Consider the following 5,458-nt stretch of genomic DNA (forward strand, 5'->3'; position numbering starts at 1 on the left):
GACGATATGCTGGTCGGCGGTCGACACCACCGGCTGATAGACGAGGTGAAACTCGTCCGCGCCGAGCGCGCCGCGCAGATCGTCCTCCAGCCGCTTCCGCTTCTGCGCGCCGGCCAGCATCTCCTGACGGAAGAAGCGTGATACGCCGCGTCCGTCGGCCTTTGCCGCGTACAGGGCGAGATCGGCATTGCGGATCAGGGTTTCGCTGTCGTTCCCGTGTTCGGGCGCGATCGCGATGCCGACCGAGCAGCCGATCGACAGGGACGAGCCCGCGACGAAGAACGGCTGGGACAGGGCGTTGATGATGTGCTGCGCCAGCGCGCCCAATCGCTCACGGCTCCCTTCGCGGGGCAGCACGACCTGGAACTCGTCACCGCCCAGGCGGCCGACCAGCCCGGCATCACCCACCGTTCGCTGCAGCCGCTGCGCGACCTGCTTCAGCAGCTCGTCGCCGCATTGATGCCCAAGCGTATCGTTGACCGCCTTGAACCGATCCAGGTCGAGCAGGAACAAGGAAGTGGTGGTGTGCGGCCCTTGTGCGGGAGACAGCGCCTGGTCGAGCGACAGGCGGAGCCGCTGGCGGTTGGCCAGCCCGGTCAGACTGTCGAACAGCGCCAGCCGCGTGATTTCCGCTTCCGACCGCCGCTTTTCGGTCAGGTCGGATCCGAAGCCGATGAAGCCCTGAAACCGGCCGAGATCATCAAGAACCGGCCGGCCGGAAATCGACCACCACCGATCCGTGCCCGCCTCGAATGCCGGTCGCACCGAATAATCGGAAAAGCTGGTGCGCGAGGACAGGTGAAAGGTCAGCGTCCGCTCGGTTTCCGCCAGGCTCGAATCGACGCGAAAGATGTCCACCAGCCGCTGTCCCGCTGGCGACATGCCCATTGCGGTAAGCTCGCGCGCCACCTTGGCGCTGACGTAATTGAGACAGCCGGCGCGATCGGTCTGCCAGAACCAGCCGGTGCCGTGACTTTCATATTCCCGCACCAGGCGCGCTGCGAGCTGCCCTTCGCGTTCGCGTTCCCTGTTCGCGCCGAGCCGTTCCTGATCGCGCGCGGCAATGCGGAGCGCGCCTGCGGCCAGCAGAGCGGCAAGCACCAGCGCTCCCGCCGCCGCCGTCCCGATGCCCGCCGCGAACGGCACCGTCAGCGCAAGCCCCCCGGCGAATGCGATGCATGCCGCCCGAACAGGATGAAGCGCGACGGCAGTGATGACGATGCTGCCGAGCCCCAGAACGATGCCGGTCAGTCGAAACGGCTGGGTGGGAAGCGCCGGGGCGAGAGCGAGAAGAAGCGAGAACGCGATGCCAAGAAGGACTGCAAGCCCGGCGAGGGCTGTTATCCGGCGGTGCACGGCAAGCTCGCGTGCAGCCGGCAACGACAGCAGGCCCCAGACCGCCAGCGCCAGTCCGCACAGCGCCGTGCTCAACCCGGAGGCAAGGCCCAGCGGTTCATGCGAGAAGGCTGGTGCTGAAATGCTCCATGCCGATGCGAGGACGGAAGCCACCACGATAATTGGCCAAAGAGCCGCGACTTCTGCCAGCCGCGCATGCCCGGCATCCTGCAACGCATCGTCTTCGGTGGCGACCAGCCCCAGCACTTCGATCAGGCGCACGGAACGAACTGGCGAGACCGCCAAGGCACGACGAATGGATCCCATCACGTCTGGCTAGGCGGAGAGGATTGGGAAAGCGTTTATGCGGACAGTTTTTCTGGTCCGTTTCGGCTGCTCGAGCCAGTCGGGCACGGCCCGATCTGGTGAACTTGTGGCAGCAGACCGGTTGCGTGTGCCGATCCGTCGCCATAGTGGATCGGTTCATGACCACGACGATCCGCGCCGCAGACCTGATCGAGAGCGTTGCCGATGCGCTCCAGTTCATCAGCTACTACCACCCGATGGATTACATCCGCGCTTTGGGCGACGCCTATGAGGCGGAGCAGGGCCCGGCGGCGAAGGACGCGATCGCGCAGATCCTGACCAACAGCCGGATGTGCGCCGAGGGGCACCGGCCGATCTGCCAGGATACGGGCATCGTCAACGTGTTCGTCAAATGGGGCATGGATTGCCGCATCGATGACACCACCCGCTCGATGCAGGAAATCGTCGATGAAGGCGTGCGCCGCGCCTATCTTAACCCGGAGAACAAGCTGCGCGCCTCGGTGCTCGCCGACCCCGCCTTCACCCGCCGCAACACCAAGGACAACACGCCCTGCGTGCTCCATGTCGAGTTGGTGCCGGGCAACAAGGTCTCGGTGGATGTCGCGGCGAAGGGCGGCGGCAGCGAGAACAAGTCCAAGTTCAAGATGATGAATCCCAGCGATTCGATCGTTGACTGGGTGCTGGAGATGCTGCCGCAGATGGGCGCCGGCTGGTGTCCGCCGGGCATGCTGGGGATCGGCATCGGCGGCACGGCGGAGCATTGCGTGCTGCTCGCCAAAAAGGCGTTGATGGAGCCGATCGACATGGGCCCGCTGAAGGCGCGTGGGCCCAGGAACGACATCGAGGCGCTACGCATCGAGATCTTCGACAAGGTGAATGCGCTGGGCATCGGCGCGCAGGGCCTCGGTGGGCTTTCCACCATCCTCGACGTGAAGATCATGGACGCGCCGTGCCACGCCGCGGGCAAGCCGGTGGCGATGATCCCTAATTGCGCCGCGACCCGGCACGCGCATTTCACGCTCGACGGCAGCGGCCCGGCCTATCTCGAGACGCCAAAGCTTGACGAATGGCCGAAGGTGAACTGGACGCCCGACAAGGCCGCGATCCGCGTCGACCTCGACACGCTGACGCCCGCGATAGTCCAGTCGTGGAAGCAGGGCGATCGCCTGCTGCTGAACGGCAAGATGCTGACCGGGCGTGACGCCGCACACAAGCGGATTAAGGACATGCTCGATGCCGGCGAGGAGCTGCCGGTCGAGTTTAAGGGCCGCGTGATCTATTATGTCGGGCCGGTCGATCCGGTCGGCGAGGAAGTGGTTGGCCCGGCCGGCCCCACCACCGCGACGCGAATGGACAAGTTTACCCGCATGATGCTGGATCAGGGCCTGCTCGCGATGGTCGGCAAGGCTGAGCGCGGTCCTGCCGCAACCGATGCGATCAAGGACGCCAAGAGCGCCTATCTGATGGCGGTCGGCGGCGCGGCGTACCTCGTCGCCCGGGCGATCAAGGGATCGAAGGTCGTCGGGTTCGAAGATCTCGGCATGGAGGCGATCTACGAATTCGAGGTGCAGGATTTCCCCGTCACCGTCGCGGTCGACAGCGAGGGCAATAATGTCCACCAGCTCGCCCCGCTCGTGTGGCGGGAGAAGATCGCCAAGGAAGGGCTGCTCCAACCGGCGTGAACGACCGGCGATGATCGCCCGAGGAGAAGAGGCAATGAGCACGCGGCATCTGGTGGATCCCGAATTGTTGCCGCTGCTCGACCTCTGGCCGACGCTGTCCTTGTCGGCCGAGTCGCTGGAGCAGGCGCGTCGCTGGGAATCGCCAAAGCCTCAGGTGGTTGATGATGGCGTGACGGTTGAACGAGTCGTCGTGCCAGGACCTGCGGGCGCACCGGATGTTGCGCTGTATCTGTTTCGTCCTGCCAGGCTCGCGGAAGGGGCTGGCTGCATCGTGCACATGCATGGTGGCGGCTATGTTCTGGGCAAGGCGGAGGACGGCGCGGTTCGGCTCCGCCCGATCGTGGCGGCGCTTGGTTGTATTGTGGTGTCGGTCGATTATCGCCTTGCGCCGGAGACGCCATTTCCGGGCCCGATCGAGGATTGCTACGCCGGATTGCGCTGGACGTTTGCCCACGCTCAGCGACTAGGCATTGATCCTGCCCGCATCGGCGTGATGGGGGAAAGCGCTGGCGGTGGGCTTGCGGCCGCGCTGGCGCTGCTAGCGCGCGATCGCGGCGAGTTTCAGCTGGCGTTTCAACACCTTCTTTATCCGATGATCGATGACCGGACGTGCAGCAACGATCCGGATCCACTGACCGGCGAGTTCATCTGGAATCGGGCGAGTAACCGCTTCGGGTGGCAGTGCATGCTGGGTCAGGAACCCGGTGGGGCAGAGGTGTCGCCTTATGTCGCCGCCGCGCGAGCGGAGGACGTAGCCGGGTTGCCGCCGACCTATATCGCGACTGGAGCGCTGGACCTCTTTCGCGACGAAAACATCACCTACGCGCAGCGGCTGCTCGCGGCAGGCGTGCCGACGGAGTTTCATGTCTGGCCGGGCGCCATACATGCCTTTGACGCGCTGCCCGATGCGGCGATCGCGCAAGAGGCAAACCAGTCCCGCATTGCCGCATTGCGGCGCGCACTGACTGCGAAACCGCGCGCCTGATCAACTGAATGCTTGTCCTATCCGGCATCGCGATCATCGCGCTGGGATTCCTGCTGCGGTTCAACCCGATGCTGGTGATCGCGGCTTCCGCGCTCGTCACCGGGCTTGCTGCCGGAATCGATCCGCTCGCCATCCTCGCCGCCTTCGGCAAGGCCTTCAACGACACGCGTTATGTCACCGCGATCTATATCGTGTTGCCCGTCATCGGCCTGCTTGAACGCAACGGGCTGCAGGCGCGTGCGCGCTCGCTCGTGGGCGGATTGAAGGGGCTGACGACCGGGCGATTGCTGATGGCCTATCTCGGCTTTCGTCAGCTGACGGCGGCGCTTGGTCTCACCTCGGTTGCCGGGCCCGCGCAGACCGTGCGCCCGCTGATCGCGCCAATGGCGGAGGCTGCGGCTGGCGAGGCGCATGATCCGGAAAAGGTGAAGGCGATGGCCGCCGCGACCGACAATGTCGGGCTGTTCTTCGGCGAGGACATCTTCATCGCGATTGGATCGATCCTGCTGATGAAGGGCGTGCTGGAAGGTTACGGCATCTTCGTCGAGCCGCTGCACATGTCGGTCTGGGCGATCCCCACCGCGATCGCCGCCTTCGTCATTCACGGCACGCGGCTGTGGCTGCTCGACCGAAAGGCGCGGCGCGCATGATCGGGCTGAACTTCGTTTATCTGATTGCCGGGCTGACCTTCCTTGCCTTTGCCGGTCTGTCGGCGGGTGAGCGCCGCTGGGCCAATACCGGCTTCTATGGCCTGGTGGCGACGAGCTTTCTCGCCGGCGACTGGCTGGGCGACCTTGGTAACGGCGTGCTGGTCCTTGCGCTGGTGGCGATCGCCGCGAGCGGGCGGATGAAGCGACGCGTGCCCGCTGGCGAGCCCGCCATCCGCGGCGCGATGGTGTTCGTGCCCGCGCTGGTGATCCCCGCGACCGCGCTGATCGGCACTTTCGTGTTCAAGCAATTTCCGGCACTGTTCGACGGCAAGCAGGCGACGTTGGTGGCGCTGGCCACAGGCGTGCTGCTGGCACTGGCGCTTTGCTACGCCTGGCTGCGGCCCGCCCCCGCGGAGCCGTTCCGTGCCGGGCGCGCGTTGATGGACGATATCGGCTGGGCGGCGGCGCTGCCGCAGATG

At 65.6% G+C, this 5,458-nt stretch carries 7 protein-coding genes; 6 read left to right on the plus strand and 1 reads right to left on the minus strand.

From position 1 onward, the window contains the following. Positions 1 to 888 (minus strand): diguanylate cyclase domain-containing protein (locus AX702_RS23910; RefSeq protein ID WP_443026271.1); only part of this gene is annotated, 888 nt, incomplete at its 3' end. 306 nt (positions 889 to 1,194) lie between these two features. Between AX702_RS23910 and AX702_RS23915 the strand changes: the two genes are divergently transcribed. The 6 genes from AX702_RS23915 to AX702_RS00525 form a co-directional block, all read left to right on the plus strand. Beyond that, the gene (locus AX702_RS23915) at positions 1,195 to 1,476 is read left to right on the plus strand and encodes a hypothetical protein (protein ID WP_443026272.1); all 282 of its coding nucleotides are present in this window, start codon (positions 1,195 to 1,197) and stop codon (positions 1,474 to 1,476) included. Positions 1,477 to 1,551: 75 nt separating this feature from the next. Next, complete coding sequence (locus AX702_RS23920; RefSeq protein WP_443026273.1) at positions 1,552 to 1,764, plus strand: hypothetical protein; 213 nt, start codon at positions 1,552 to 1,554, stop codon at positions 1,762 to 1,764. Positions 1,765 to 1,820: 56 nt separating this feature from the next. After that, positions 1,821 to 3,344 carry a fumarate hydratase gene (locus tag AX702_RS00510; RefSeq protein ID WP_066774988.1) on the plus strand — a complete coding sequence of 508 codons (1,524 nt, stop codon included), beginning with the start codon at positions 1,821 to 1,823 and terminating at the stop codon, positions 3,342 to 3,344. A gap of 34 nt (positions 3,345 to 3,378) precedes the next feature. Further along, the gene (locus AX702_RS00515) at positions 3,379 to 4,329 is read left to right on the plus strand and encodes an alpha/beta hydrolase (RefSeq protein WP_066774989.1); all 951 of its coding nucleotides are present in this window, start codon (positions 3,379 to 3,381) and stop codon (positions 4,327 to 4,329) included. Between the two features lie 8 nt (positions 4,330 to 4,337). Next, the gene (locus AX702_RS00520) at positions 4,338 to 4,979 is read left to right on the plus strand and encodes a DUF969 domain-containing protein (RefSeq protein ID WP_066774992.1); all 642 of its coding nucleotides are present in this window, start codon (positions 4,338 to 4,340) and stop codon (positions 4,977 to 4,979) included. Beyond that, positions 4,976 to 5,458: 5-oxoproline transporter, DUF979 family subunit (locus AX702_RS00525; RefSeq protein WP_156455292.1), on the plus strand; the 483-nt coding region annotated here is incomplete at its 3' end. The genes AX702_RS00520 and AX702_RS00525, both read left to right, overlap by 4 nt.

It is taken from the genome of Sphingomonas sp. CCH5-D11 (assembly GCF_001557395.1).
Lineage (GTDB): Bacteria > Pseudomonadota > Alphaproteobacteria > Sphingomonadales > Sphingomonadaceae > Sphingomonas.